Genomic DNA, 26,790 nt, shown 5'->3' on the forward strand with positions numbered 1-26,790 from the left:
TTCAGCCCAGTTGCGGGATCTCGATGGCGGGGCAGCGGTTCATGACCATGTCGAGACCCGCGGCACGCGTCCTGTCGTACGCGGCCTCGTCGACCACGTCGAGCTGGAACCACACCGCCCGCGCGCCGGCGGCGACCGCCTCGTCGGCGACCTGGCCCGCCAGCGCGCTGTTCACGAACACGTCCACCACGTCGACCGGGAACGGCACGGCGGACAGGGACGCATACCCCTGCTCGCCGTGGACCGTCTCGGCCTTGGGATGGATCGGCACGACCCGCTTGCCGAAACGCCGCAGGACGGCCGCGACGCCGTACGCCGCCCGGTCCCGGTTGTTGGACAGGCCGACGACCGCCCAGGTGTCACCGGACTCCGTGAGGATCTTGCGGACCGTCTCCTGGTCGCCGTACATGACCTGCCTCCTCGATCGGGCTCCGCGGCCGGGTGCCGTCGGAGCCGTGGGCGCCGCTCGCCGGGCGCCGGACGCGTCAGACGTTCACACCGAAGTCCGACGCGATGCCGCGCAGCCCACTGGCGTAACCCTGACCGACCGCGCGGAATTTCCACTCGGCACCGTGCCGGTAGAGCTCGCCGAAGACCATGGCGGTCTCGGTCGAGGCGTCCTCGGACAGGTCGTAACGGGCGATCTCCACGCCGTCGGCCTGGTTCACCACGCGGATGAACGCGTTGCGGACCTGGCCGAAGCTCTGGCCGCGCGTCTCGGCGTCGTGGATCGACACCGGGAAGACGATCTTCGAGATGTCGGCGGGCACCTGCGCGAGGTTGACCTTCACGGCCTCGTCGTCGCCCTCGCCCTCACCGGTGAGGTTGTCACCGGTGTGCTCGACCGAGCCGTCGGGGCTCGTGAGGTTGTTGTAGAAGACGAAGTGCTGGTCGGAGACGACCTTGCCGGAGTCGTCGCAGAGCAGCGCGCTGGCGTCGAGGTCGTAGTCGGTGCCGGTCGTGGTGCGCACGTCCCATCCCAGGCCGACCAGCACGGCGGTGAGGCCCGGTGCCTCCTTGCTGAGCGAGACGTTGCCGCCCTTGGCCAGGGAAACTCCCACGATGTCCTCCTGAGGTCCGAGTGTGTGTGGATGCCGGATATCGGATGCCGACTCCCCGAAATCTACAGGAATGTAGAAGTGGGGTGTGCGGTGGTGCCCCGTTACGATAGGGCGCTCCCCGTCCGCGGTGGAGTACACGGACGACGGAGGATTCCCGGGCATGACGCACCACGACGAGCGCGACGAGCGGCCGCCGCGGCTGCGCCGTCGCGCACAGGGCGAGCTGGAGTCGCAGGTGCTCGCCGCGCTGCACGCCGCGCGCGGCCCCGTCAGTGCGGCCTGGGTGCAGCAGCGGATCGGCGGCGATCTCGCGTACACGACCGTCATGACGATCCTCACCCGGCTGCTCGCCAAGGACGTGGTCACCCGCGAGCGCGCGGGGCGGTCCTTCGCCTGGACACCGGCCTCGGACGAGGCCGGGCTCGCCGCTTTCCGCATGCGCAAGGTCCTCGACGGCGAGAGCGATCGCGAGGCCGTGCTCGCCAGCTTCGTCACGACGCTCACGCCCGACGACGAACAGCTCCTGCGCGAGCTGCTCGGGCAGGCGGACGCCGAGGCCGACGACTGACGCCCGACGGGGGTTCTCCACTGATGGGTGTGTTCGTCTTCCTGCCGCTCGTGCTGCCGCTGACCGCGTGGCCGATCGCCCGCCTTGCCGAGCAGCATCTCCATCCACGCACCGCCACACGGCTGCTGACCGCCGTCGCCGGTGTGATGGCGCTCTGCAGCACCCTCTGTCTGGCGCTCCTCATGGTCGTCGGCACCGCCCAACTGCCGGGCAACCCCCTGCCGGACGGCTGGTCCGACCCCGAGGTGCGCGCGGCCGTCCCCTACGACGAGGTCGCGGGACGGGCCGCGATCCCCGCCCTGCTCGCCGTCTGGGCCGCGTGCGCCCGGACGCTGTGGCGGCACGCGCGGGTACGGGTACGGGGGCGGCGCGCGCTGGAGGGGCTGCCCGGCAGTTCCGTCGCCGTCCTCGCCGACGAGGCGTCGTACGCCTACGCGCTGCCCTCGCGCGCGGGCGGCCGCGTCGTGGTCACCCGCGGCATGCTCTCCCGGCTCACGGCCCCGGAGCGCCGCGCGCTCTTCGCCCACGAGCGGGCCCACCTGTCCGCGCGGCACCACCGGCACCTGATCGTCACGCAACTCGCGGCCCGCGCCAATCCGTTCCTGCGGCCGCTGCGCACCTCCGTCGCCTACGCCGCCGAGCGGTGGGCCGACGAGGCGGCGGCGGGGGCGGTGCGGGACCGGCGCGTGGTGGCCCGCGCGATCGGCAAGGCCGCCCTCGTGTCGCGCGGTGTGCCCGCGCCGACCCTCGCGGGACTCGCGGCGCCCGGCCCTGTGCCGCGCCGGGTCGCCGCGCTGCTCGCTCCGGCGCCGGCCGTCCGGACCCGCCCGTCCGTGTTCACGGCGGTGGGGCTGGCCCTGTGGTCCGCGGCCTTCGGCACCGCCGTGTCGGCGATGTCCTCGGCCAACTCGGCCGTGACCATGGTCCTCATCCTGCGGGCGGCCACACCGCTGTGAGCGGCGCGGGGGTGCGGACCGGCCCGGGAGGCCGGTCCGCGAGGCGCGTCGGAGGTCGGATCAGAGGTCGAACTCGTGCGGCGGCAGCTCCAGCGCGAAGCACGCCTCGCGCACCACGGCCTGCTCGTCCTTGTCGAAGTCACCGTCGGCGCCGCCGATGACGATGCCGATCTGGATCACCGCGCGGGCCTCCGCCGGCTTCTTCTTCGCCTTGGCGACCTCCTGAAGAACGCTCACCTTGCCGAACGCGAAGTCCGCGGTGAGCTTGTCCACATACGCGTCGAAGCGGCGGCGCAGGTCGTCCGCGGGGAAGTTCTGCAGGACCTCGTTCGAACCGATCAGCTGGGCCACGCGCTGGCGCTCGGACGGGTCGACGGTGCCGTCTGCGGCCGCCACCAGGGCGCACATCGCCATGCTGGCGTCGCGGAAGGCGCCGCTCTTGAGGTCGTTCTTCTTCGCCATCAGCTGGGTCTGCATCGTCGATGCGGATTCCTTGACGCGGTCCCACAGAGCCATGGGGAACTCCATAAACGTATCGATGTGTCGATGTATCAGGGGTGTTCGACGAAGTGCCCGGTACGCTGCGCGCAAGTCCGGGCCCCCGCCAGTTTCTACAGCAGAGTAGAAACTAGCAGCCGGGCCGAGAAGTTCCCGCACAGCGGAAGGTGCGCGCCATGACGCCCACGGCACACGAACTCCTGCGGACCACGGCGGCCCGTCTGGCCCCCGACCCCGCCACGAACCCGCTCGTCCCGCGCATCGCCGACGGCTCGGCGCCGGTGCGCACGATCGCCGTCCTCGGCCTCGAGCAGCGGCACGTCATCCCCGCGGACCGGCGCTCCTTCCAGCACCTTTCCCGACGCGCGGCCGAGGCCAAGGACCTGGAATCCGCCGCGTTCTTCGACACCCTGGCCGACGGGGAGAGCCTCGCCAGGGAACGGCTCACCCCGCTGTTCGACGCCTGCGAGGTGAGCAGGAACGAGGCGGCGACGTACGAGCCGCAGGCCGGCTGCCAGGCCTACCCCTCGTACGTGGCGTGGCTCGCCCTGAACGGCGAGCCGGCCGACGTCGTCCTCGCCCTCACCGCGAACTTCGAGGTCTGGGGCCGCAGTTGCGCCGCGATCGCCCGCGCGCTGCGCGACCACTACGACTTCACCGACGAGGCCTGTGGCTTCTTCGACCTGTTCGCGGAGCCCGCGCCGGACCTCGACCGCCAGGCGCTCGCCGCGGTGCAGGCGGGCCTCGACCGGGGCCGGGTGACGGCGGCACACCTGCGCTTCGGGCGGCTGGTGGCACGGTACGAGGAGATGTTCTGGGAGACGGTCGCGCTGGGCGAGGGGGACAGGAAGGCGTAACGGCGCTTCCCAGACGCTTCCCGCGCAGAGTACGGTCCTGCCAGCTCGGACTGAGAGGCTTCAGCTTTTGGCGCGACCGAAGTTTTCGGCGCATCCGACCTCGGGGGCACGCGCGTGACCACACCGAACTCCTCCGCGTCCCGCGGCCTCAGTGGCGGCGCCATCGGGACCGGGGACCTGGTGTTCTTCGTCGTGGCCGCCGCCGCGCCCCTCACCGTCATGGCCGGGGTCGCGCCGGTGGCCATCGGCATGGCGGGCGGGGCGGCACCGCTCGGCTATCTGATCTCCGGGCTGCTCCTCGTCGTCTTCGCCGCCGGCTTCACCGCCATGAGCCGTTTCGTGCGCAACGCCGGCGCCTTCTACGCGTACATCGCACGGGGGCTCGGGAGGCCGACCGGGGCCGGATCCGCCTACGTCGCCCTCTTCTCGTACAACGCCATCGAGGTCGGGCTGCTCGCCGCCTTCGGTTGGTTCGCCGAGTCCGGGGTCGAGGACCTCGCCGGGGTCCATGTGCCGTGGTGGATCTGGGCGTTGGCCGGACTCGTCGCCATCGGCGTGCTCGGCTACCTCAAGGTGACGCTGAGCGCCAGGATCCTCGGCGTCGCGCTCGTCCTCGAAGTGCTGGTGCTGCTCGTCTTCGAAGGGGGCGTCATCGCGGACGGGGGAGGCCCGCGCGGGCTCGATCTCGGTACGCTCTCGCCCGGCGGCCTCGGCAACTCCGGGGTGGGCGGCATGTTCGTGCTGGCCATCGGGGCCTTCGTCGGCTTCGAGGCGACCGCCATCTACGCGGAGGAAGTGCGGCGACCCGAGCGGAGCGTGCCCCGCGCCACCTGCGTGGCGGTGGCGTTCCTCGCGCTCTTCTACACCTTCACCGTCTGGATGATCATCAACGCGTACGGCTCCGACCGGGCCCAGGCGGTCGCGAACGGGGACGGCGGCACCGACATGGTGTTCTCGGCCACCGAGCGGTTCGCCGGCGCGTGGGCCTCCGACTCCATGCACGTCCTGCTCATCACCAGCGCCTTCGCCGCCACCCTCGCCTTCCACAACGGCGCCGCCCGCTACTTCTACGCGCTCGGCAGGGAGGGCCTGTTGCCGGCCAGGCTCGGCACCGTCTCCGCGCGGACGAAGGCGCCGGCCGTCGCCGTCGTCGTGCAGTCGGGCATCGCGCTGGCCGTGACCGTGCTGACGATGGCCGTCGGAGCCGACCCGTACACGGTGACCTTCCTGTGGACCAGCGGCTCCGGCATCCTCGGCGTGATGCTCCTGCAGGCGCTCACCGCGCTCGCCGTGTACGGCTTCTTCCGCGCGGACCGGCGCGGATTGCCGGCCTGGCGGGTGGTCGCCGCCCCGCTGGTCGCGTGCGCGGGGCTCGCCGTCATGATCGTCCTCGTCTGCGCCGACCTCGACCTGCTCACCGGCGCGTCGACCGGGGTGAATGTCGCCCTGATCGCGCCGCTGCCGGTGCTGTTCGTGGCCGGGGTGGTGCCGGCGCTGCGGATCAGACGACGCGACGCGGCGGCGTACGAGCGACTGACGACGGTGGACGCCGACCGGGTATGACCGCGTGCGTGTGCAGACAGACCTGGAGCAAGGAGCAACAGCATGACGGCGACCACCCTCGTCTTTCTGGGCACGGTACGCACCGGCGGTAGCGGTAGCGGTGATGGTGACAGCACGGCGCTCGCCGTGCGCGACGGCCGGATCGTCACTCTGGGGGACGAGGCACGAGCTCTTGCCACGACGGCGGACGAGGTCGTCGACATCGGGACCGGACTGCTGATGGCCGCCTTCGGGGACGGTCACGCCCACCCGCTCTTCGGCGGCCTCGAAAGCTTCGGACCGCAGATCAAGGAGCTGGACTCCGTGGCCGCGATCGTCTCCGAAGTGGGGCGGTGGGCGAAGGAGAACCCCGATGCGGAGTGGATCGTCGGCGCCTCCTACGACCCAGCGCTCGCCCCCGACGGCGCGTTCGACGCGCGCTGGCTGGACGCCGCCGTCCCCGACCGGCCCGTCGTCCTGCGCGCCCACGACCACCACACGGTGTGGTGCAACACCGAGGCGCTGCGCCGGGCCGGGGTGACCGAGGCGACCCCCGAACCACGCCTCGGCTGGATCGTGCGCCGCGCGGACGGCAGCCCTCTGGGGACGTTGCGCGAATGGCACGCCTGCGACCTGGTGCTCGAGCAGGTGCCCGCGCGGGCCACGGACGACCTCGTGGAAGCGGTGCGCAGGGCCGGACACGCGTACGCGCGCGCGGGCATCACCTGGGTCCAGGACGCCTGGGTCGAACCGGAGATGGCCGAGGCCTACCTCGTCGCCGCGCGGAGCGGAGCCCTCTCCGTCCGGGTCGACCTCGCCCAGCGGGCCGACCCCGACCGCTGGCGCGAGCAACTCGCGCCGTTCGCCGCGACCCGCGCGCGGGTGGCCGCCGACGGCGGGGAACTGCTCACCGCGCGGACGGTGAAGTACTTCAGCGACGGCGTCATCGAGGGCGGTACGGCCGCCATGCTCGACCCCTACCTCGACGCGCCCCACAGCTGCGGCATGCCGGTCTGGGAGCCCCGCGCGCTCGCCGAGGCGGTGCGGGCCTTCGACGCCGAGGGGTTCCAGACCCACATCCACGCCATCGGAGACGCGGGCGTGCGCGCGGCGCTGGACGCCATCGAGTCCGCGGCGGCCGCCAACCCCGCCTGGGACCGGCGTCCGGTGATCACCCACGTCCAGGTCGTCGACCCCGCCGACCTGCCGCGCTTCGCCGCGCTCGACGTCATCGCCAACTTCGAGCCGCTGTGGGCCCAGCCGGACCCGCTCCAGACCGAGCTGTCCATCCCGCGCATCGGCCCGGAGCGCGCCGGGCGGCAGTACCCGATGGGGGAGCTGGCACGCGACGGCGTGCGGCTGTCGTTCGGCAGCGACTGGCCCGTCAGCTCGCACGTGCCGCTGGAAGGCATCCAAGTCGCCGTCACCAGGCGTACGTTCACGGGGGAGCCGGCCGGCTGCTGGATCCCGCACCAGCGGCTGACCGTCGACCAGGCGCTGACGGCCGCGACGACCGGCGTCGCCCACCAGGCGGGCGCCGACGACCGCCTGGAACTCGCGCCGGGCGCCCCCGCCGATCTGGTGCTGCTCTCCGCCGACCCGCGGACGGCCGACCCCATGGAGATCCGGCACGCGCGCGTGCGGGGCACCTGGCTGGGCGGCCGCGCCACGTATCGGGCTGCCGGGGAGTGAGCGCGCGCCCTCCTGCGGAGTCCTTCCTAGGGAGGCGTAGCGGTGCCGCGCCTCACGCCACCGGAAGCGCGGAGGTCACCGGCAGGACGATGGCCGTGGCGGCGATCCCGTCCCGCACCGCCCACCGGCCGGAGAACACCGTCAGCTCGGCGCCTTCGACCACCGGCCCCTCGACCAGCAGCCGTGCCGTGAACGTCCCCTCCGCAGTCAGCTCGACCCGGGCGTCCTCGAAGCCGAGCCAACGCCGGGTGAGCGGGAACCACGTCTTGTAGACGGACTCCTTGGCGCTGAAGAGCAGCCGGTCCCACGGGACGGCCGGGTGCCGGACACCGAGCGCTCCCAGGGCGGCTCGTTCCGTCTCGTCGGCCACCAGGTTCAGGACCTCCGGGTCGCGCAGGCGCTCACCCGGCTCCGCGTCGATGCCGACCGAGATCACCTCGCCCGCGCGGGCCACCACCGCGGCACGGTACCCGGCGCAGTGCGTCATGCTCCCGACGACCCCGGCCGGCCAGCCCGGCGCGCCGCGCTGTCCCGGGAGGATCGGCGCGGGCGGCACACCGATCCGGGCCAGGGCGGTGCGCGCGCAGTGCCGCACCGTGGTGAATTCGTTGCGCCGCTTGGCCACCGCCTTCGCGACGACCGCCTCCTCCTCGGGGAAGAGCACGGCGTCGACGGGGTCCTCGTGGGTCTCGACGACGGTGACGGGCACGTCGGCGAGCAGACTCGCCAAGGGTCCGGCGGGATCCGGCACTTGGCGCACGGGTATCGAAGGTGACGTCACGAGAGATCACCGTACCGGCCGGCGCACGCGCGCGTGCGGGCTGTGGCCCACGCCACCCGGCCGCCCTCCCGGGTGCGGCGGGCCGCCGACGAGCGCCTACGCTGGCGTGATGCAGGACGAGTACCGCACAGTGGCCCGCGAGGGCGTGCACGAGACCGAGATCAACCGCTCGCGCTTCCTGTGCGCCCTGGCACCCGCGGCCACCGAGCGGGAGGCCCAGGACTTCGTCGCGCGCGTCCGCAAGGAGCACCCGACCGCCAGCCACAACTGCTTCGCGTACGTCATCGGGGCCGACGCCGCGGTACAGAAGGCGAGCGACGACGGCGAGCCCGGCGGCACCGCGGGCGTCCCCATGCTGCAGATGCTGCTGCGCCGCGACATGCGGTACGTCGCCGCGGTCGTGACCCGCTACTACGGAGGCGTCAAGCTCGGCGCCGGCGGTCTGATCCGTGCCTACGGAGGCTCGGTCGGCGAAGCCCTCGACGCCTTGGGGACCGTCACCCGCCGCCGCTTCCGCCTGGCCACCGTCACGGTCGACCACCAGCGCGCGGGCAAGGTCCAGAATGATCTGCGCGCGGCCGGACGCGAGGTGCGTGACGTCCGCTACGGCGAAGCGGTCACGATCGAGATCGGCCTGCCCGACGCCGACGTGGACGCCTTCCGGGGCTGGCTGGCCGACGCCACCGCGGGCAGCGCGATCCTCGAGCTCGGGGGAGAGGCGTACGGGGACGCCTGACGAGCACCCGACGTTCGCCTGACGAATGCCCGACGAGGGCTGGGCGCTCCGGGACAAAGCGCATGGGTTGGGGCAAAACGGCTGAAGGCTCTGCGTGGTGTGAGGCCCCGCAGGGAGCAGTTGCGGGAGTGGCCGCCCGTGATGTCCGACCCGCCCGATAGTCTCGTGAATCATGAGGCTGCTGCACACGTCCGACTGGCATCTGGGGCGATCGTTCCACCGCGTGAACATGCTCGACGCCCAGGCCGCCTTCATCGGTCACCTGGTGGCGACGGTGCGCGAGCGCGACGTGGACGCCGTGGTCGTGGCCGGCGACGTGTACGACAGGGCGGTGCCGCCGCTCGCGGCGGTCGAGCTCTTCGACGACGCCCTGCACCGGCTCGCGGACCTCGGCGTGCCGACGATCATGATCTCCGGCAACCACGACTCGGCACGCCGCCTCGGAGTCGGCGCGGGACTCATCGACCGCGCGGGCATCCATCTGCGCACCGCCCCCGCCGCCTGCGACCGGCCGGTGATCCTCGCCGACGCCCACGGGGACGTGGCCTTCTACGGCCTGCCCTACCTCGAACCCGCCCTGGTGAAGGACGAGTTCGGCGTGGCCAAGGCGGGCCATGAGGCGGTCCTGGCGGCCGCCATGGAGCGGGTGCGCGCCGACCTCGCCGCCCGGCCGCACGGCACGCGTTCCGTCGTCCTCGCTCACGCCTTCGTCACCGGGGGCGAGGCCAGCGACAGCGAGCGGGACATCACCGTCGGCGGAGTCGCGTCCGTACCGTCCGGTGTGTTCGACGGCGTCGACTACGTGGCACTCGGCCACCTGCACGGCAGCCAGACCATCGACACGCGCGTGCGCTACTCCGGCTCCCCCCTCCCGTACTCCTTCTCGGAGACGGGCCACCACAAGAGCATGTGGCTCGTCGACATCGACGCCGAAGGGGGCATCGAGGCCGAGCGCGTCGACTGCCCGGTGCCCCGCCCCCTCGCACGGCTCCGTGGCACGCTCGACGACCTGCTCGACGACCCCGCCCTCGCCCGCCACGAGGAGGCGTGGGTCGAGGCCACCCTCACCGACGCGGTGCGACCCGACGACCCGATGGCCCGGCTCTGCGCGCGCTTCCCGCACACCCTCAGCCTCGTCTTCGACCCGGACCGGGCCCCCGACGACCCGGACGTCTCGTACGCCCAGCGCCTTCAGGGCCGCAGCGACCAGCAGATCGCCGTGGACTTCGTGACCCACGTGCGGGGGGCGGGCCCCGATGAACGGGAGCAGGAAGTGCTGCGTTCGGCGTTCGACGCGGTCCGTACCGACGACACCCTGCGCGAGGTCGCCCGATGAGGCTCCACCGGCTCCGCATCACCGCCTTCGGGCCCTTCGGCACCACCCAGGACATCGACTTCGACGACCTCAGCGCCGCCGGGCTCTTCCTGCTGCACGGCCCGACCGGCGCGGGCAAGACCTCCGTCCTGGACGCCGTGTGCTACGCCCTCTACGGCTCGGTGCCGGGCGCCCGGCAGGGCAGCGGGCAGGGCGTGACGCTGCGCAGCGACCACGCGCAGCAGGGCACCCGCACGGAGGTGTGCCTCGAACTCACCGTCGCCGGACGCCGCTTGGAGATCACCCGCCAGCCCCCGTGGGAGCGCCCCAAGAAGCGCGGCAAGGGCACCACCATGGAGAAGGCGCAGAGCTGGCTGCGCGCCTACGACGCCGGGGCGGACCCGGGCGGCTGGAAGGACCTGAGCCGCTCCCACCAGGAGATCGGTGAGGAGATCACCCAGCTGCTCGGCATGAGCAAGGAGCAGTTCTGCCAGGTCGTGCTGTTGCCGCAGGGCGATTTCGCGCGCTTCCTGCGCGCGGACGCGGAGGCGCGCGGCAAGCTGCTCGGGCGGCTCTTCGACACCCGCAGGTTCGCCGCCGTCGAACAGCGCCTCGCCGAGCAGCGGCGTTCCACCGAGGCGGAGGTCAAGGACGGGGACGCGGCGCTGCTCGCCGACGCGCACCGTATGCAACAGGCCGCCGGTGACGACGGCCACGGCGCCGAACTGCCCCTGCCCGACGCGGCCCCGGGCGACCCGGGTCTCGCGGACGCGGTCCTCACCTGGGCCGCCGTCGCCCGCGCGGGTGCCCGCGAACGCCTCACCGTCGCGCGGTGCGCGCTCTCGGCCGCCGAATCCGCCCAGGCCGCCGCCGAACGCCGGCTCGGCGAGGCGCGAGAACTCGACCGGCTGCAGGCCCGGTTCGCCGAGGCGCAGTCGCGCGCGGCGCAACTCCACGCGCGCGAGTGTGAACAGCGCGAGCTCGAAGAGCGTCTGGAGCGGGCCCGCAAGGCGGAGAAGGTCGCGCCCGCCCTCGGCCTGCGCGACACCGCCGACGCCGACCACCACCGCGCGGCGGAGGCGGAGGCACGCGCGCGTGGCCGGCTGCCCGAGACGTTCGCGGCCTCCGGCGCGCCGGGCCTCGCCGCCGCCGCACGTGCGGCGGCCGAGGAACTGGGCGGCCTCGCGTCCGCGCGCCGCGCCGAGCGGCGGATCGCCGAGATCACCGCCGAACGCGCGACGCTGGACCGCCAGGAGCGCGCGGACGACGAGTTGCTCCAGGAGGCGGCGGCCTGGCTCGACGGCTGGGAGGCGCACCGGGCCGCGCTCCAGGAGCGCATCGCATCCGCCCAGGAGGCCGCGACCGACGCCGAGCGGCTGGCGGGCCGTCTCGAACCGGCGCGGGCCCGCCTCGACGCGGCCCGCCGCCGCGACCGTCTCGCCCACGAGGCGGCGGAGGCACAACAACACGCCCTGGCCGCCCGCGAGTCCGCCACCGCCGCCCACGAACACTGGCTCGCGCTCAAGGAGCAGCGCCTCACGGGCATCGCCGCCGAACTGGCCGCGCACCTGACGGACGGCGAACCGTGCGCGGTGTGCGGGGCGACGGAGCACCCGGCGCCGACCCCGAAGGTCGCCGGCCACGTGGACCGCCGGACGGAAGAGGCGGCGCTCGCCGACCACCGGCGGGCGGACGAGGCGCGCCAGGCGGCCGAGCGGGCCCTGGGCGACGTACGGGAGTCGCTGGCGGCGGCGACGGAGGCCGCGCGAGGCGCTGGCCCGGCGACGGATCGGGGCGAGGAGACGGCCGGGGGCACGCCCACCGCGGGAGGGGGCACGGACGCGGACGCGGGCCGGTCCGCCGAGTCGGTCGACCGGACCACCGACGAACTCGCCGCCGCCGTCGATGCGTTGAAGCACGCCTACAACGAGGCCCGCGACCGTGCCTCCGGTCTGCACGCCGCGAGGGAGGCCCTGGCGCAGGCCGAGCGGGAGTACGACCGCAGGCTGGCGGGTCAGCAGGAGGCCGCGCGGCGCGCCGCGTCCCGGACCACCCTGCGGGATGCCCTCGTACGGGAACAGGAGTCGCTCGACCAGGAGTTGACGCGTGCGCGGGGCGAGAGCGGCAGCGTCGCGGACCGGGCCGCCCATTTGGAGCGGCAGGCGGCGCTGCTCACCGAGGCGGCGGACGCCGCGCGCGCGGCTGCCGACACCGCCGAGCGGCTCAAGGACGCGGACGCGCGCCTCGCCGACGCGGCCTACCGTGCCGGGTTCGACACGCCGACCGCCGCGGCCGCCGCCCTGCTCGACGACGCCCGCTACCGCGAGGTCCAGCACCGCATCGACGCCTGGCGCAACGAGGAGGCCGCGGTGCGTTCCGTACTCGCGGAGCCCGAAACGGCAGCGGCGGCGCGGCAGCCCGCCGTCGACCTGCCGGCCGCGCGCGAGGCAGCCGAGGCGGCGGACCTGCGCCTGCGGGGCGCGACCTCCGCGCGGGACGCGGCCGAACGGCGCTGCGCCGAACTCGACCGCCTCTCGGCCCGCTCGATCGCGGCGATGCGCAGGCTGGCGCCCTTGCGGGATGCGTACGACAGGGTGGCCCGGCTCGCCGGCCTGGCCGCGGGCACCTCGGCGGAGAACGAACGCAGGATGCGCCTGGAGTCGTACGTGCTCGCCGCCCGTCTGGAACAGGTGGCGGCGGCCGCGACCGTGCGGCTGCGCAGCATGTCGTCGGGGCGCTACACCCTCGTACACTCCGACGACCGTACGGGGCGCGGCCGTTCGGGCCTCGGCCTGCACGTGGTGGACGCCTGGACGGGCCGCGAGCGGGACACGTCGACGCTGTCGGGCGGCGAGACGTTCTTCGCCTCGCTCGCCCTGGCCCTGGGCCTCGCCGACGTGGTCACCGACGAGGCGGGCGGCGTCCGCCTCGACACGCTCTTCATCGACGAAGGCTTCGGCAGCCTGGACGACCAGACGCTCGACGAGGTTCTCGACGTCCTCGACTCCTTGCGCGAGCGGGACCGCAGCGTGGGCATCGTGAGCCACGTGGCCGACCTGAGGCGGCGGGTGTACGCGCAACTGGAGGTGGTGAAGGGACGAGCCGGGTCGTCGGTACGGCAGCGGGGCGGGGTCTGAGGGGCCGGCGTCGAGGGCGATGGAAGGCGTTGCCGAGGACGGGGTGTGTCAGAGCCAACCGGCCCGCACGCCGGTGATCGCTCCCGAACCCCCGTCCGCTTCGGGACGGCCGAGCTCGCCGGCCCACACCCGTTCCAGCACGCGACGGACCGTGTCCACGATCTCGGGCGCCGCCGCGCGCAGGCTGTCCGCGTCCGCCGCGGGGATGTCGTGCGGTGCGATGCCGGTCTCGGTCAGCAGGCTGGAGATATCGGTGAGCCTGTCGCTGAGCCACCCGAGCGGATCGTGGGACAGCTCCTCGACGAACGTCCGTGGGCCGGGTTCCCAGCCGACGATGTCGCGGTGGTGATGCGTCCGGTCGAAGGTGTTGGGGGCGGCGTCCGCGTCCTGCAGGAGATCCACCCGCCACAGCGGGCGGCCGATCGTGATGGGACGGGCCGAGTAGATGGACCCTGGCAACTCGCCGCTTTCGAAGACCCGCAGTTCGAGCCGCGCCCCGCGCTCGGGGCTCTCCTGGCCGTGCACCGGATGCGGATTGAGAAAGTAGAGGTCGCTCACCACGACGCCGACCTGCTCGAAGGCGAATGCGTACAGCACGACGACCCCCAGGGGTTACTCGTGGGACGGGAGAATACGGCTCCGTCGAGCGTACGGAAGGCGACCCCCGCCAACACGATCCAGAACCGGCCAACGACGTAAGCCTGCGGGCGACATGATCGGCCGCTCGGCGGTCCGCGCGCCCTCCTCACCAGGGTGGGGCCGCCGCATGGCCGCGCACGGCACGGGTGTTAGCTTCCTGCCCATGTCGGATCACCAGGACGAGACCAAGGCGGCCTACGACGGGGTCGTCGACCTGTACGCGTCGCTGTTCGCCAACCGGCTGGAGACGCAGCCGTTCGCACGGAACATGATCGGCACCTTCGCCGAGGTGGTGCGGGGCACGGGGAACCTGCGCACTGCCGACGTCGGGTGCGGGCCCGGTCATCTCACGGCCATGCTGCACGAATGGGGGCTGGACGCCTTTGGGCTCGACCTCTCCCCGGCCATGGTCGACCACGCTCGACGGGCCCACCCGGCGCTGCGGTTCGACGTAGCGCGCATGGAGGACCTGCCGGTCGAGGACGGCTCGCTGGGCGGTGTGCTGGCCCACTACTCGATGATCCACACCCCGCCCGGCGAGTTGCCCGCGCTGCTCGCCGAGCAGGCGCGTGTCCTCGCACCGGGGGGCCTGCTCCTGGTGTCCTTCTTCGGAACCGAGGGGCCGGAGCCGGTCCGCTTCGACCACAAGGTGGCGCCCGCCTACAGCTGGCCGGTGGAACGGTTCGTCGAGTCGCTGACCGGGGCCGGGTTCGTCACGGTGGCTCGGCTGCTCCATGACCCGGCGTCCGAGCGGGGCTTCCTCGACACCCACGTGCTGGCCCGCCGACCGTAGGGAGCGCCACGGGGCCGACGGCGCGGGCAGGCGTTCACGAGGACATCCGGGACCGCAGTACGTCGACCTCACAACCTGGCGCCATCGGATCGAAGCCGTGCTCGACCAGCCAGCGAACCCCCAGCAAGCTGCGCAACGACCACCACGCGCGGATCACGTCGAGGTCGACGTCGACGTCGGTGCCGTATCCGGCGACGAGGTCGCCGAGATGCTCCTCGTGTCCGAGCGTCAAGGTGGCGAGGTCGTACAGGGCATCGCCCTGGCCGGCTTCGGACCAGTCGATGATGCCGGTGACCTCGTCGTCGTCGACGAACACGTGGGCGATCTGCAGGTCGCCGTGGGTGAACACCGGCGTCCACGGCCGGAGCGCGGCCTGGGCGATCCGGCGGTTGTGGGTGACCAGGTCGGCGGGCAGGACGTCGTTCGTCACGAGCCACTCGCACTCGCCGTCGAGTTCCGCCGCCAGCTCGTCGAGGCGGGGGCCCGCCCGGCCGGGCCGGGGCGGCAACGGGGCGTCGTGCAGAGTGCGGATGGCCGCGCCCGCCGCGGCCCACGCCGCAGGCGACGCGGTAGTCGGCTCGCCGAGGCGGCCGAGCGCCGCCCCCGGGACCGCGGCGATCGCGAGCACGGGCGGCTTGCGCCACAGTACCTCCGGAGTGGGGACCGGCGCCGAGGCCATTGCCTCGACCTCGGCGTCGACGCGGGCCTGATCGGCGTCCACCTTCAGGAACACGTCGCCGACGCGCAGGGTCGCACGCTCGGAGTGCGCGACGACGACCCTGACCTCATCCACGATGCCCATGGTGACCAGTATCCGGATACGGCCGTCGACAGCACCGGTATTTTTTCTCGGGCACCGCGCGACCGCAGACGAGAGGAAGGCCGAGCCGACCATGATCCTCCCGAAGGTCAGGGACCCCCGCTTCGTGACGATCCGCCGAGGTGGGACCCTCACTGATCCGGATCACCATCTCCTCGCCCTCTGGGCGGCGGCGTGCGCGGAACACGTCCTCGGCCACTTCGAGTCGGTGCGGCCCGAGGACCCACGGCCACGCCAGGCGATCGAGCACGCTCGCGCCTGGACCCGCGGCGAGGTCAAGATGATGAAGGCGCGTGCGGCGGGCGGCCACGCCATGGGCGCGGCCCGGGATCTGCGCGGCGCGGCGCGGCACGCCGCCTATGCCGCCGGTCAGGCCGCGGTCGTCGCACACGTCGCCGCGCACGAGCTCGGGGCGGCTGCTTACGCGATCAAGGCCGCAGGCGCTGCCGCGCCAAAGGGCGAGAGCGAGACCGCGAGGCGACTTGAGTGCCGGTGGCAGCGGGAACAACTCCCGGAGCCCATCCGCGAACTCGTGCTCGACGACCAGCGGTTGCGGAACGACATCTGCTGGTCGGTGTTTGACTGCTGAGCGAAGCGCCGGAGGTCAGCGGCGGGTGGCGGTGGTGGAGGGAAGTTCGTTGAAGCGGGCGCGGTAGTCGTCGGCGAAGCGGCCGAGGTGCGTGATACCCCACCGGTACGCGATGGTGCCGACGGTGTCCGTCGTCGTGAGGATGTCCTGACGGATCCGGTCCAGGCGCAGGTTGCGTACGTACGTCATGGGGGAGGCGTCGAGCCGGTCGCGGAACGCGGAACTCAGGGTCCGCGGGGCGCAGTCGGCGGCTTTCGCGAGGTCGCCGAGGGTGATGCGCTCGGCGAGATGGGCTTCCACGAACGCCAGGGCCAGGCGCAGGGTACGTGGGTGGGCGGGCGGAGGGCCGTGACGTAACGCGGCGGTGTGCGAATGGGGTTGGGCCAGGAGCAGGGCGGTGACGATGCATGCCACTTGGCTGCGCTGGAGTTCGGCGCGCCGGAACAAGGGGTCGCCCGAGTCCAGTAGCTCCACGAGGGAGTGGACGAGGAGGTGTACGGCGCGGCCTTCGCGCCTGGCCAGGTCCAGGGTGAAGTCGAAGCGGACGGTGCCGCTCGGTGGGGCTCCGGTCAGTGCCGCGTACTGCTGATCGACCAGGGCCGCGTCGATGCGAAGTCCCACGAAGCGTGCGGGTGTTGGGTGCACGGCGGGGCGTAGTTCCTGGCTGTCGCCGGGGTTGACCACCCCGGCCGTGGCGGTGTCGAGGGTGGCGTTCAGACCGTCACGGGATGCCGCGATCGCACCGGACACGCCCATGTTGACGAAGTAGGAGCCGGGCCCCACCGTCGATGCGACACGCACGCCGAGCGGTGAGGAGAAGTAGCCGACGGCGAAGTCCGGTGCGGCCACCCCGCGCACTTCATGTTCCCCGACGCACAAGTCGCCCAGCGGCGCGGTGGCGATGGAGCCACCGAACAGACGGGTGGCGGCGTTCAGGAAGTCGACGGGGTTCCGGTTCCGGGCATGGGTGAGGGGAAAGTCGCGCAGTGGGGTCGGCGACGCGTTCATGGTTCATGCCCTCCGTGGCTACCCGGGCTCCGGTCGGCTACGCGGGCTCCGCCATGCGGCGGTGACAGGTGTCGACCAGCGGATACGTCTTGTCGTGGCGCTGAGCCTGTTCCAGACCGATGATGGCGACGGAGGTCTCCACCACCGTCCGGCACCGCTCGGCGCGTCGGTCCACGAACGCCTTGAGCGCCGCATCGACCGACGCGTGCCGTCCCACCTCTTGCGCCAGTATGAGGCCGTCCTCGATCGCCAGTGCCGCCCCGCTGGCCATCTGCGGTGCGGGCGCGTGGGCGGCGTCGCCGATGACCAGGGCGCTGCCGCGGCTCCAGGCGCCCCGGAGGAATGTGGTCTGCACCGGACGGCGGACCACGGAGGCGGGCCGTTCATCAGCGGATGCAGACGGCTCCGGTGATACGGATGTGGATGTGGATGCGTGTGCCGATTCGGACACCAGCGCGGCGAGCTCCGCGCCTCGGCCGCCGGCGAAGGGTGAGAGCAACTGCTCCATGTGCGGGGTGAGTTGGGATACGGGGAGGGCGCCCCGCTCCACCCCGTTCTCCGTCAAGAAGATGTACGCCTGGCTCTCCGAGAGGGGTATGAGCCCGGCCGTATGGGGTGTACCGGCGAAATGATGGATGCCCGTGGCCCACGACGGCCGCCGCACCCGCGCCCGCCACACCATCTGTCCGTGCCGGTCGAGCGAGGTACGGAGTCCCAGCAACTCCCGCGTCGTGGAACGGATCCCGTCCGCCCCGACGATGAGCGCGACCCGTCGCTCCGTCCCGTCCGACAGTCGCACACGGACCCCTTCCGCTTCCTGGCCCAGCGCCGTCACGGTCAGTTCGTGGCGCACCACCACGCCGCGCCGCTCGGCTTCCGTGAGCAGGACACGGTGCAGTACGGGGCGTGCGATGCCGACCATCGCCGGCCGGTGCTCCCCGATCAGACGCGGCAACTGGACTTCGTCGGCGTGCTCGCCGTGCACATCCACATGCGTGATGGCGCTCATGCCGTATCCCTCGGCGAGGCACGCGTCCGCGAGGCCCAACTCGGCCAGCGCGCGCAGCGAGGGCCCGGTCAGGCACAGCCCCCAGCCGGACGTTGCTCCTGACGCGCTGATCTCGACGACCTCGACCCGCCATCCCGTCCGTGCGAGGGCCGTGGCCGCCGTCAGACCGGCCACTCCCGCGCCCACGATCAAGGCCGTCCGCCCGCCGCGGTTGCTGTCCATGTATGCCTCCAGAGCATCGACCTGCTCCGGAACCGTAGGATCCGTCGGCCCGCCGCCTTGTCCACATCGGGCGCCAACTATCCGTTCTTGGCTATCAGTTGCCCTATGTCGTACCAGGCGCTTGGCTACTCGTACGCCTATGGACTCGCCAGCGAAGCCGTCACGACCACCGGCGCAGGCCGTCCCACCTCGCGCAGAGCCTCCGCGGTCATCTCCACCAGCCACACCGCCATGTCCGGCGACCACTCCCGTGTGCGGCAGCCGAGCCGTACGACCTCGCGCATCCCGTGCGTGTGCACCGTCCGGTCGAGATCGAGGTCCAGCCCCGGGAGCCCGTCCACCGTCGCGGGCGCGAGGGCCTCCGCATCAACGGCTCCCTGCGATCTGTCCCGTACCGCTTCGACCAGGGCGAGCGCGTCGTGTTCGCCCGGCCCGCCCTCGCCAGGACGGCAGGACACGGTCACCGTCACCTCATGACGGGCGTCCGGATCGGCCAGCTCGAACCACGGTGCCAGCTCGATCTGGTGGAAGGCCGTGTCGCGCTCGGTCGCCTGGAGAGGAAGCAGCGCGTGCAGGCCCGTGAACGTCACCGTTCCGACGCGGGCCAGGGTGTCGGACAGCACCAGGGCGATCGGGCGGACGGGGATCCCCGGCCGCGGAGGGTCCGTGCAGACTCCTGCGCCCAGCCACGCCAGTTGGTGCACCTCTCCGTCCTGGGTCCAGTCACCCCCGGCGTCTTCGTGCGCCCACGCCGTCGGCTCGTGCTCCGCCGTGACCTCGCCGTTCTCGTGCAGCAGACGGCCCACGGTCCGCCAGCCGTAGGCACCGGCCCGGTCCACGGCGAGGAAGAGGATCTCCTCCTCTACGCGGCCCTTGCCCCCGAACCCGCGCCCGCCTTCGGACCGTTCGAACCAAGGGTGTAGCCGCAGGGTCCCGTGCAGACCGACGACGACGGAAGGGGGAAACACAGGCGGATACTCCCGGGAGGAATCGCAGGCGGTGCCGGAGGATCACCTTTACATAAGCTAGCGGCATGTCCGAGGAATCCCCCCTGATACGAAGCCTGCGCGCGGCCGTCGACGCAGCGCCGCACGACATACCGCTGCGGCTGCACCTGGCCGAGTTGCTGCTGGACGCGGGAGCGCAGCACGCCGCCATCGCCGAGGCGGCCGTCGCCCTGCAACACGCTCCCGGCGACACCAACGCCCGCGCACTGATGACTCGGGCCATGGGCGAGGCCGTTCCCGCAGGCACGGAGGGGACGCGGACGCCGGACGACCCCACGGAGGCGCCCCCGGCACCCGCACCCGAACCCCCGACGCCCGCGCCGGCGCCCGCGCCGGAGGAGCACGCCACCGGTTTCGACTGGCGCGCCGCCGCGGACCAGGTGGGCGACGTGATCCCGCCCCGCTTCATCGGAACCGGAACCGGAACCCAAGCCGGCGTCGGGATCGAAACCGAACCCGCGCCCGACGCCAGGGCCAGGAGAGAGGCCCCCCTCGCTGCCGACGGCACCGGCGACCCCGCAAACACCTCCGCCTGGGACGTCGACGCCCCCGGCACACTCCGCCTGGCCGACGTCGGGGGCATGCGCGAGGTCAAGGAGCGCCTGGAGGCCGCGTTCCTCGCGCCGATGCGCAACCCCGAACTGCGCAAGCTCTACGGCAAGAGCCTGCGGGGCGGCCTGCTCCTGTACGGGCCGCCCGGCTGCGGCAAGACGTTCATCGCCCGCGCCATCGCCGGCGAACTCGGCGCGAACTTCCTCTCCGTGTCGATCGACGACGTCCTCGACATGTGGATCGGCAACTCCGAGCGCAACATGCACGAGATCTTCCGGACCGCCCGCCGCAAGGCCCCCTGCGTGGTGTTCCTGGACGAACTCGACGCGCTCGGCGCCAAGCGCAGCCGCACCCAGCACAGCGGCCTGCGCAACACGGTCAACCAGCTGCTCAGCGAGCTTGACGGGATCGACTCCGCGGCCAACGAAGGCGTCTTCGTGCTCGCCGCCACCAACGTGCCCTGGGACGTGGACATCGCCCTGCGCCGCCCCGGACGTCTGGACCGCACCCTGCTCGTGCTGCCGCCGGACGCCCCCGCCCGCGAGGCGATCCTCCGCTACCACCTGCGCGAACGGCCCGTCGAGAACGTCGATCTGGGCAAGTTGGTCAAGGCTACGGACGGCCTGTCGGGCGCCGACCTGGCCCACGTGTGCGAGGCGGCCGCCGAGAGCGCGCTGCTCGACTCGGCGCGCACCGGCACGGTCCGCATGATCGGCATGAAGGACCTTCTGTCGGCCGTCAAGCAGATCGTCCCGTCCACCGAGCCCTGGTTCGCCGCCGCGCGCAACGTCGCCATGTACGCGAACGACGGCGGCATGTACGACGACCTCGTCACCTACCTGAAGAAGAAGCGGAAGCTGTGAGCACGTTGCACCACACCGTCGAGCAGGCACAGGCCCTGATCGAGCTCGAACGCCATGACCAGGCCCGGGAGTTGCTGGCCCGAAGACTCGCGGAGGACCCCGGCGACGTACGCGCATGGGTCAAGATGGGCTACTGCCATCTGAACGCCCAGGACCCCGCCCAGGCGGCGGCCGCGGCCGACGAGGCCCTCAAACTGGACCCCGAGGACTACGGGGCCCTGCTGCTCCGCGCCGACGCGCTGGTCCGTGACAACGGCTGGCTCACCGTCCAGCCGATCCTGCGCGAGGCGATCCGTGTCGCGCCGCACGAGCCGCACGCCTATGCCATGCTCGCCGACGCCGTGTGGCGCGAGTCGCTGGTCCGGTTCGCCAAGGAGACCGGAGCCCGCGAGCTCAGCACCCGTGACATGGACCGCATCTCGCGTGACGCGGCAGACCTGGCGATGGAGGCGCTGCGCCTGGGCCCCGAGCACCTCTACGCCCACGAGATAGCCCACCGCATCGCCAGCGCCGCGGGCAACGGCACAGTCGCCGACCAGCTCGACGAGGCCATCCTCCGCATCGACCCCGGCCACTCCGAGGCGCTCGCCCGCCAGACGGCCAAGGCCGCGCGTGCGCCGGGAGTCGGGGCCGCCCAGGCCGCCGAACTGTACGCGGACGCGCTCGCGACCGAGCCCGCCTCGGACACCATGCGCCGGCAACTCGACCACGCCACCTACCGGTTGCTGCGAGGCACCCGGTGGCTCGCGGTGCTGTGCGTGGTCCTCGCGGGCGCCATGGTCGACGTCTTCCCCTCCGAGGACGAGCCCGCCCCGGAGCTGCCGGTGCCGATCGGCCAGCGCCTGTGGTGCCTCGTGCTGATGGCGGCGGTCTGGGCCTTCGGCGCCTGGCGCCGCTACCGCCGGCTGCGCACCGGCGTCCGCCTCAACGTCCGCTCGCTGCTCCGCCGCGGCCGCTGGGCCCGCGTGGCCGTCGCCCAGGCGACCTGGGCCATGCTCTGCGCCCTGCTGATCGCCGAACTCCCCTGGACGGACCTGTCCATTCCCCAGCTGCTCTTCTGGGCCGGCTTGATCCCGACGGCCGCCACGATCTGGTTCGACCGGAAGAAGCAGGGCTAGCCGCCGACGAGCCCTGGCACGCACGATTACGTGTACGTATCCGTGTACATGTCGCCGTGCCAGGGCCTCCTTCCCGCGTCTCCGCTCAGGAGAGGATCTCGACGTACCCGTCCGTCCCGTGGACGCGGATCCGCTGACCGTCCCGGATGAGCCGGGTCGCCTGTTCCACGCCCACGATGGCCGGCAGACCGTACTCGCGGGCGATCACCGCTCCGTGCGTCATCAGGCCGCCCACCTCGGTCACCAGGCCCGCGATGCCCACGAACAGCGGGGTCCAGCTGGGGTCCGTGAAGGGCGTGACCAGGATGTCTCCGGCCTCGAGATCGGCGTCCGCCATGTCGAGGACGACGCGGGCCCTGCCCTCGACGGTCCCGGCGGACACGGGCAGACCGGTCAGGGCGCCGGCGGGCACGTCGTCGCGCCGGTACGCGCCGGTGACGGCCTCGCCCTCCGACGTGAGGACCCGCGGCGGCGTCAGCGCGCCGTACGAACGGAACGCCTCCTTGCGCCGCTCGATGAGTCCCTCGTCCACCTGACGCGAGCGGACGGCGTCGTGGAACTCCTGGAACGTGAGGTGGAAGACGTCCTCGGCCTCACGCACCACACCGGCCCGCACCAGGCGTTCGGCCTCGGCCAGCAGGGCCCGCTTGTAGACGAAGTAGCGGCAGACGATGCCGTACTTGGGGTACTCCCGGTATCCGACGAAGGCGCGGACCTGGTCGATCATGCGCTTGGCCGCGTCGGCCTTCCGCTCCCCGTCCGGCAGCGCCCGCAGGCGCGACAGGACGTCCTCCTCCTTCGCCAGCGCCTTCTGCCGCCCCTGCTCGAAACGCAGCTCCGCGGCGCCGGGCGCGAAGTTCCTGACGTTGTCCAGGAGTACCGGCACGAGCGTCGCGGGGCGCTCGCTCCAGCGCGGCCTCGTGATGTCGATCTCCCCGACGCAGCGCATGCCGTACCGGTTCAGATAGGCCTCGATCGCCTCACGCGCCTCGGCGCCGCCCGCGACCTTCGTCAGTCCGTCCAGGAAGTCGTCGTCCTCGACGCCCTGCAGATACGCCACGACCTCGGGGTACGGGCGGACCACGTCGGCGACGTCGAGCAGCTCGAGCCCCATCTCCGACGTGATGTTGTCGGGAGCGGACAAGGTGAGCGTGTCGGCCGCGTTCTTCTCGCCCAGCCACTCCAGGAGCTTGTCGTTGATCCACCAGGTGGCCTCCATCCCCGCCATGATCGCGCGGAAGTTCAACGGGTCACCGAGGACCCGCTTGTGTTCCTCGAAGGCCTCCAACAGGAAGTCGAAGAGCTCCGGTCCGGTCTTCGTCCGGATGTCGCGCTGCAGGGCCGCGACGGAGGTCTCGCTGCGCTCGATCAGCTCGGCGACGATGGCCGGGTCGGCCACCTCGGGGGTCGACACGTCGTCTCCGGACCCCGAGGCGGCGAGGCCTCCGCCCGGAAGGGTTCCGTCGAGCTCCGCGTGGGGCAGCGCGGGGATGAAGTCCACGCGGTCGATGACCGTCTCCAGCGCGTCCCTGATCAACGGGTCGCCACGCCCCATCAGGTCCAGCAGAGCGGTTCGGCTGTCCGGCGAGGCGAGGCGCTGGGTGACGTCCACGAAGAGCCGGCCGCCGGCCTCGTGCATCGGCACCATGGCCGTCAGCTGCCACATGGAGTACCCCAGCGGCTTCATGGGGTCCGTCATCATCTGCTGATGACCCACGGAGACGTAGACGTGGTTGTCCTGGTCGCCGGTCTCCGGGATCGGGAAGAGCGTGGTGATCGGGCGGGACTGGACGATCTGGAAGCCCTCGTCGGAGAGGCACCACTCGATGTCCTGCGGACGGCCGAAGTGCGCCTCGATGCGCCGCCCGAGCCGCACGAGCTCCACGGCCAGGTCGTCCGACAGCGTCGCCTCTTCCTGCTGCCGCGCGTCGACCGTCACCTCCCGCGTTCCGCCCCCGGCCAGCGCGTGTACGGCACGCTGCTTGGCGGCGATCGTCCTCTCCACGACGCGGTCGTCCCGCACTTTGAAGACGTCCGGGTTCACCAGGCCGGAGACCAGGGCCTCGCCGAGACCGAAGCCGGCGTCCACGGTGGCCAGCCTGCGGTTGCCCGTGACCGGGTCGGCGGTGAAGAGGATGCCGGAGACGTCGGCGAAGACCATCTGCTGCACGACCACGGCCATGTGGACCGTGCGGTGGTCGATGCCGTTGCGCCGGCGGTAGATCACGGCACGCTCGGTGAAGACCGAGGCCCAGCACCGGCTGAGGTGCCGGAGGATCGCCGCAGGACCGACGACGTTGAGGTACGTGTCCTGCTGGCCGGCGAAGGACGCCGTCGGCTGGTCCTCCGCGGTCGCGCTGGACCGTACGGCATAAGCGGCTTTGTCACCGGCCCGGCTGAGGGCGTCGGTGATCTCCGCGGCGAGGTCGTCCGGGACGGCGACATCCTCGATGACCTCGCGGATCTCCGCGCTGAGCGTGCGGATCGCCTCGACGGCGCCCGGGGCGTCCGGGTCCAGGACCGACAGCTGGTCGAGCAGTCCGTCGAGGGACGGTGCCTCCGCGACGATCCGCTGGAACGCGCCGGTCGTGACGCAGAAGCCCGCAGGCACGCTGACGCCCTCGATCCGTGACAGGGCGCCCAGATGCGCGCCCTTGCCGCCGACGACCGCGACCTGTTGCTCGTCGACCTCGCGAAGGTCCAGTACGTATCGCTCACTCATCGACATCGACGCCATGACAGGCACGCAGTGCTCCAATTTCCGCAGGTGGTGGCTTCGGCGGACGATTGTGCGCCACGACCGGGGCCTTGCGGCAAGCCCCCCGGTGAGCTATAAGTTAAGAGTGGCAAGGAGAGATCTCTCCTTGCCTTTGCTGTTTTCGCCTCGGGTGCGGGGGACTTTCACCCCTGGGCGCGGTCGAGTTGGTCGGCCAGGTCGGTCAGGTCGTCGACGTACAGGTCGAAACGGTCCGTGGACGTGGGCGGGTCGCCGACGGGGCGGGCGACATAGGCGGTGCGCAGACCCAGACTCTGTGCCCCGCGCAGGTCCCAGGCATGGGCGGCGACCATCAAGAGGCGCTCCGGCGGTCGCCCGGAGACCGTGAGGGCCAGGCGGTAGACGGCGGGATCCGGCTTGTACGTCCGGGCGTCCTCGGCGGACAGTGCCTGGTGCCAGCGCAGCCCGGCGTGGGCGTTGAGCCCGAGGAGTGCCGTCCGGCTCGCGTTGGAGAGCCCGATCAGCGGGAATTTCGCGGCGATGCGGGCGAGCCCCGACACGGTGTCGTGCCACGGCGGCAGTCTCCGTCCGGACCGGGCCAGCTCCGCCACCGCGTCCGGCTCACTGGTGCCGGCGGCGTCGGCGACGAGCCGGGCGGCCTCCAGGTCGAGGGCGTCACTGGGCAGATAGGACCGGTCGCCGTCGAGGATGCGCTGCTGCTCCCGCTCGATGTGCTGCTGCCACAGCGACAACAGCTTCTCGACCCGGGCGTCGTCGAGCGACGGGTCGAGGGCACGGATGCCGGCGCGGAGGCCGGCGGGTTCGTCGACGAGCGTGCCGAGCACGTCGAACACGACGGCGTCGATCTGCGGCACTGGCATGGAAGGGTTCTCCTCACGTCTTCAGCGGCCGAGCGGGCGGCGGGGGAGGGGAGAGGAGTAGACGACGCTCGTCGTCACCGAACCCAGTGCGCCGATGCGTCCCGAGACCTCCTCCAGATGCTGCATCGACCGTGCGGTGACCTTGATGACGAAGCAATCGTCGCCCGTCACGTGGTGCGCCTCGAGGATCTCGGGCGTCGTCTCGACCAGGTCGTGGAAGGGCTTGTAGTTGCCGTTGGGGTACCGCAGCCGTACGAAGGCCAGGATGGGCAGGCCGAGTCGCTCCGGGTCGATCACGGCCGCGTACCCCTGGATGACGCCCGCCTCCTCCAGGCGGCGCACCCGCTCGGTGACGGCGCTGGCGGACATCGAGACGGCACGCGCCAGTTCGGCGTAGCTGGCGCGGCCCTCGCGCTGGAGGACGTCGAGTATGCGCCAGTCGGTGGCGTCCGTGGAATAACCGGTCATGTCCGAGAGGTAACAGGGAAATCCCCGGCCGATCAAGAGGTGGGCCGGGGTGAACAGGGCCGGACTCGCGTGAGGCCGTCCGCAAGGGGGCGTGGACAAAAGGGGTATGGGCATCGGCCGGCGGAAGGCGGCCGGTCCCGGGCGGCGGGCGGCGAGATGCCCGCCCCTCCCGAAACCGGCGCCCTTCGGGGCCGAGGGTTCGTCAGACGCCCGCGATGCTCTGGATCCAGGAGCGGTACGCCGTCACGTTCGTGTACGCCGTCGTGGTCTGACGGTCACTGGTGGAGGCGACGCCCACCTGCGCGCCGTTCGCCGTCATGGGGCCGCCGGAGTCGCCGCCCGCGGTGATGCCGTTGCCGCGCCGGGCGCAGATCGCCTGGCCCTGGTACGCGTCGCGGCAGCCGCCGGTCACCACGACGTTGGCGACCTTCAGGAGCCGGGACTGGCAGTTGATCTCCTGGCCGCACTGGGAGGTCGCGCCCCAGCCGTACACCTGGACGGTCTGGCCCACCGAGACGGAACCCGGGCTGCCGAGGCGGGAGTAGGTGCCGGGTACGGAGCGGTCCAGCCTGACCAGTGCGAGGTCGGCGCTCGGGTGGGTCTGGACGCCGATGCCGTTGGCCGTGGTGCCGCCCGATGTCTGGTCCAGGCTGCCGATGCGGAACGACAGGCCGCCGCCGCTGACGCAGTGCTTCGCGGTGAGGATCCAGGTGGGCGCGATGATCGTGGAACTGCAGGTCTGCTGGCCGTTGGAGAAGAGCCTGGCCGCCCAGGGCGCGTTGCTCGCGTAGCCGCCGCCGATGATCGGCTGGGGGGAGTTGACCGCCGCCGTGGGTGCTTCGCTGCTCGCGACCGTCCGGGCTTCTGCCTGGGCCGTTGCCTGGGCCACTGCCGTAGGGGCGAGGCCCAGAACGGCGAGGGCGGTGGCTGCGAGCGCGGGTACGAGTCTGGATATTCGCACG

25 protein-coding genes are annotated in these 26,790 nt (G+C 72.2%); 12 read left to right on the top strand and 13 right to left on the bottom strand.

Translation table 11 applies throughout. The features are described from left to right. Position 1: 1 nt before the first annotated feature. Entirely contained in the window at positions 2 to 409 is a 408-nt protein-coding gene (locus ACZ6CV_RS24760; protein WP_469252898.1) for a CoA-binding protein, read from the bottom strand. A 76-nt stretch (positions 410 to 485) separates the two neighbouring features. Then, entirely contained in the window at positions 486 to 1,061 is a 576-nt protein-coding gene (locus ACZ6CV_RS24765) for a TerD family protein (protein WP_355806729.1), read from the bottom strand. A gap of 160 nt (positions 1,062 to 1,221) precedes the next feature. On the opposite strand from ACZ6CV_RS24765, the gene ACZ6CV_RS24770 reads away from it, so the two are divergent. Continuing rightward, positions 1,222 to 1,629, top strand: coding sequence for a BlaI/MecI/CopY family transcriptional regulator (locus tag ACZ6CV_RS24770; protein WP_469252899.1), 408 nt, complete (start codon positions 1,222 to 1,224; stop codon positions 1,627 to 1,629). A gap of 23 nt (positions 1,630 to 1,652) precedes the next feature. After that, the gene (locus ACZ6CV_RS24775) at positions 1,653 to 2,585 is read left to right on the top strand and encodes a M56 family metallopeptidase (RefSeq protein ID WP_469252900.1); all 933 of its coding nucleotides are present in this window, start codon (positions 1,653 to 1,655) and stop codon (positions 2,583 to 2,585) included. A gap of 60 nt (positions 2,586 to 2,645) precedes the next feature. Here the strand turns inward: ACZ6CV_RS24775 and ACZ6CV_RS24780 are convergent, their stop codons facing one another. Then, on the bottom strand, positions 2,646 to 3,101 hold the full coding sequence (locus tag ACZ6CV_RS24780) for a tellurite resistance TerB family protein (RefSeq protein WP_362373391.1): 456 nt from the start codon (positions 3,099 to 3,101) through the stop codon (positions 2,646 to 2,648). A 158-nt stretch (positions 3,102 to 3,259) separates the two neighbouring features. Between ACZ6CV_RS24780 and ACZ6CV_RS24785 the strand changes: the two genes are divergently transcribed. The 3 genes from ACZ6CV_RS24785 (at position 3,260) to ACZ6CV_RS24795 (ending at position 7,174) form a co-directional block, all read left to right on the top strand. Then, positions 3,260 to 3,940: a thiaminase II/PqqC family protein gene (locus tag ACZ6CV_RS24785; protein WP_469252901.1), complete on the top strand. Its 681-nt coding sequence runs from the start codon at positions 3,260 to 3,262 to the stop codon at positions 3,938 to 3,940. A 114-nt stretch (positions 3,941 to 4,054) separates the two neighbouring features. Continuing rightward, a complete protein-coding gene (locus ACZ6CV_RS24790; protein ID WP_469252902.1) occupies positions 4,055 to 5,503 on the top strand; it encodes an APC family permease in 1,449 nt (482 codons plus the stop codon). A 42-nt stretch (positions 5,504 to 5,545) separates the two neighbouring features. Then, positions 5,546 to 7,174, top strand: a complete 1,629-nt coding sequence (locus tag ACZ6CV_RS24795; RefSeq protein WP_469252903.1) for an amidohydrolase — start codon at positions 5,546 to 5,548, stop codon at positions 7,172 to 7,174. Positions 7,175 to 7,226: 52 nt separating this feature from the next. Here ACZ6CV_RS24795 and ACZ6CV_RS24800 read toward each other — a convergent pair whose 3' ends face one another. Beyond that, the gene (locus ACZ6CV_RS24800; protein WP_469253027.1) at positions 7,227 to 7,904 is read right to left on the bottom strand and encodes a 4'-phosphopantetheinyl transferase family protein; all 678 of its coding nucleotides are present in this window, start codon (positions 7,902 to 7,904) and stop codon (positions 7,227 to 7,229) included. A gap of 160 nt (positions 7,905 to 8,064) precedes the next feature. Between ACZ6CV_RS24800 and ACZ6CV_RS24805 the strand changes: the two genes are divergently transcribed. From ACZ6CV_RS24805 to ACZ6CV_RS24815, 3 genes are all read left to right on the top strand, one after another. Then, on the top strand, positions 8,065 to 8,691 hold the full coding sequence (locus ACZ6CV_RS24805; protein ID WP_362373383.1) for a YigZ family protein: 627 nt from the start codon (positions 8,065 to 8,067) through the stop codon (positions 8,689 to 8,691). A gap of 172 nt (positions 8,692 to 8,863) precedes the next feature. Then, a complete protein-coding gene (locus ACZ6CV_RS24810; RefSeq protein WP_469252904.1) occupies positions 8,864 to 10,027 on the top strand; it encodes an exonuclease SbcCD subunit D in 1,164 nt (387 codons plus the stop codon). Next, positions 10,024 to 13,143 carry an AAA family ATPase gene (locus ACZ6CV_RS24815; RefSeq protein WP_469252905.1) on the top strand — a complete coding sequence of 1,040 codons (3,120 nt, stop codon included), beginning with the start codon at positions 10,024 to 10,026 and terminating at the stop codon, positions 13,141 to 13,143. Before ACZ6CV_RS24810 ends, ACZ6CV_RS24815 begins: the two co-directional genes overlap by 4 nt. Positions 13,144 to 13,191: 48 nt before the next feature. Here ACZ6CV_RS24815 and ACZ6CV_RS24820 read toward each other — a convergent pair whose 3' ends face one another. Next, entirely contained in the window at positions 13,192 to 13,740 is a 549-nt protein-coding gene (locus ACZ6CV_RS24820; RefSeq protein WP_469252906.1) for a hypothetical protein, read from the bottom strand. Between the two features lie 205 nt (positions 13,741 to 13,945). Here ACZ6CV_RS24820 and ACZ6CV_RS24825 point away from each other — a divergent pair, with 205 nt between their 5' ends. Beyond that, a complete protein-coding gene (locus ACZ6CV_RS24825; RefSeq protein ID WP_469252907.1) occupies positions 13,946 to 14,575 on the top strand; it encodes a class I SAM-dependent methyltransferase in 630 nt (209 codons plus the stop codon). A 34-nt stretch (positions 14,576 to 14,609) separates the two neighbouring features. Here the strand turns inward: ACZ6CV_RS24825 and ACZ6CV_RS24830 are convergent, their stop codons facing one another. Next, positions 14,610 to 15,368, bottom strand: coding sequence for a phosphotransferase family protein (locus ACZ6CV_RS24830; RefSeq protein ID WP_469253028.1), 759 nt, complete (start codon positions 15,366 to 15,368; stop codon positions 14,610 to 14,612). 100 nt (positions 15,369 to 15,468) lie between these two features. On the opposite strand from ACZ6CV_RS24830, the gene ACZ6CV_RS24835 reads away from it, so the two are divergent. Continuing rightward, positions 15,469 to 15,984: a putative immunity protein gene (locus ACZ6CV_RS24835; protein WP_469252908.1), complete on the top strand. Its 516-nt coding sequence runs from the start codon at positions 15,469 to 15,471 to the stop codon at positions 15,982 to 15,984. Between the two features lie 15 nt (positions 15,985 to 15,999). Here ACZ6CV_RS24835 and ACZ6CV_RS24840 read toward each other — a convergent pair whose 3' ends face one another. From ACZ6CV_RS24840 to ACZ6CV_RS24850, 3 genes are all read right to left on the bottom strand, one after another. After that, positions 16,000 to 16,992, bottom strand: coding sequence for a helix-turn-helix transcriptional regulator (locus tag ACZ6CV_RS24840; RefSeq protein ID WP_469252909.1), 993 nt, complete (start codon positions 16,990 to 16,992; stop codon positions 16,000 to 16,002). 37 nt (positions 16,993 to 17,029) lie between these two features. Further along, positions 17,030 to 18,223, bottom strand: a complete 1,194-nt coding sequence (locus ACZ6CV_RS24845; protein ID WP_469252910.1) for an FAD-dependent monooxygenase — start codon at positions 18,221 to 18,223, stop codon at positions 17,030 to 17,032. Positions 18,224 to 18,360: 137 nt separating this feature from the next. After that, a complete protein-coding gene (locus ACZ6CV_RS24850; protein WP_469252911.1) occupies positions 18,361 to 19,191 on the bottom strand; it encodes a hypothetical protein in 831 nt (276 codons plus the stop codon). A gap of 65 nt (positions 19,192 to 19,256) precedes the next feature. Here ACZ6CV_RS24850 and ACZ6CV_RS24855 point away from each other — a divergent pair, with 65 nt between their 5' ends. Beyond that, positions 19,257 to 20,645, top strand: coding sequence for an ATP-binding protein (locus ACZ6CV_RS24855; RefSeq protein WP_469252912.1), 1,389 nt, complete (start codon positions 19,257 to 19,259; stop codon positions 20,643 to 20,645). Beyond that, positions 20,642 to 21,763 carry a tetratricopeptide repeat protein gene (locus ACZ6CV_RS24860; RefSeq protein WP_469252913.1) on the top strand — a complete coding sequence of 374 codons (1,122 nt, stop codon included), beginning with the start codon at positions 20,642 to 20,644 and terminating at the stop codon, positions 21,761 to 21,763. The genes ACZ6CV_RS24855 and ACZ6CV_RS24860 overlap by 4 nt, the downstream gene beginning before the upstream one ends. Before the next feature lie 85 nt (positions 21,764 to 21,848). Here ACZ6CV_RS24860 and rph read toward each other — a convergent pair whose 3' ends face one another. The 4 genes from rph to ACZ6CV_RS24880 all read right to left on the bottom strand — a co-directional run bounded on the left by rph (position 21,849) and on the right by ACZ6CV_RS24880 (position 26,789). Continuing rightward, positions 21,849 to 24,485, bottom strand: coding sequence for a rifamycin-inactivating phosphotransferase (gene rph / locus ACZ6CV_RS24865; protein WP_469253029.1), 2,637 nt, complete (start codon positions 24,483 to 24,485; stop codon positions 21,849 to 21,851). 179 nt (positions 24,486 to 24,664) lie between these two features. Next, a complete protein-coding gene (locus tag ACZ6CV_RS24870) occupies positions 24,665 to 25,360 on the bottom strand; it encodes a haloacid dehalogenase type II (protein ID WP_469252914.1) in 696 nt (231 codons plus the stop codon). Positions 25,361 to 25,381: 21 nt separating this feature from the next. Then, entirely contained in the window at positions 25,382 to 25,828 is a 447-nt protein-coding gene (locus ACZ6CV_RS24875; protein WP_355806755.1) for an Lrp/AsnC family transcriptional regulator, read from the bottom strand. 202 nt (positions 25,829 to 26,030) lie between these two features. Then, positions 26,031 to 26,789 (bottom strand): S1 family peptidase, encoded by a 759-nt coding sequence (locus ACZ6CV_RS24880; RefSeq protein ID WP_469252915.1) that lies wholly within the window; start codon positions 26,787 to 26,789, stop codon positions 26,031 to 26,033. Position 26,790 lies beyond the last annotated feature (1 nt).

Source organism: Streptomyces sp. NPDC041713 (genome assembly GCF_055591085.1).